Below are 718 nucleotides of genomic sequence, written 5' to 3'. Positions count from 1 at the left end.
GGCGTCGCGGCCGAGCAGCGCCCAGGTCGCCTCCCCCACGGCGTCGGGAGCGACGCGGACGAGGGCGGAGTCGAGCACGCGCACGCGGCCCTCGCGCACCACGATCACCCGTGACCGGGGATCGTCGCGCAGACGGTCGATCACGCCCGGCTCCTCACGGAGCTCCGCTGCGCGGTCGAAGAACGGACGCGGAATGCTCATCGACTCCCCCTTTCACGGGCGTGGCGGAGGCGGGACCGCCCCTGAGCCCACCTACCCTGGGGGCATGGGACGCTCTCCATTCACTCTAGCCGCGGCGGTGACGGCCGCACTTCCCGGCGCTGAGGTCACGGGCACCCGAGCGCTCACCGCCGACGGCGACGGCCGCTTCGACTCCGCCGTCGCCTCTCTCGCCGACGGCAGGGAACTGGCGATCCGCGTGGCCGACGACGACGATGCGGCGCGCGAGCTCGCGGCCGAGGCCATCGCGTTGCGCGCGCTCAGTGACGGCGCCCGCGCCATGCTGCCCTTCCGCGCCCCGGCATACGTGGGCGAGACGCGCCTGGGCGACGGACGCGCACTGGTGACCGAGCTGCTGCCCGGCTTCCAGATCGAGGCGCCGATGGTGCCCGCCGGCCGCGGTGCCGCCGAGTCGATGGGTGCCGCGATCGCCGCCGTGCACGGCATGCCCACCTCCGTCGTCCGCGGCGCGGGGCTCCCCACGCGCAGCGCCGACGAG

The 718-nt window shown here is 75.3% G+C and carries 1 protein-coding gene and 1 pseudogene; one reads left to right on the top strand and one right to left on the bottom strand.

Going from position 1 to position 718, the window contains the following annotated elements; all coding sequences use genetic code 11:
* Window positions 1–201, bottom strand: a pseudogene (locus DW309_RS00110) (NAD(+) diphosphatase); the annotation flags it as partial.
* Window positions 202–265: 64 nt separating this feature from the next.
* On the opposite strand from DW309_RS00110, the gene DW309_RS00105 reads away from it, so the two are divergent.
* On the top strand, window positions 266–718 hold a 453-nt coding region (locus DW309_RS00105), incomplete at its 3' end, for a protein kinase family protein (RefSeq protein ID WP_524538328.1).

Source organism: Microbacterium sp. K41 (assembly GCF_004794395.1).
Classification (GTDB): domain Bacteria; phylum Actinomycetota; class Actinomycetes; order Actinomycetales; family Microbacteriaceae; genus Microbacterium; species Microbacterium sufflavum.
Note: the sequence above shows the minus strand (reverse complement) of the source record. Positions and strands in the feature narration are given on the sequence as shown.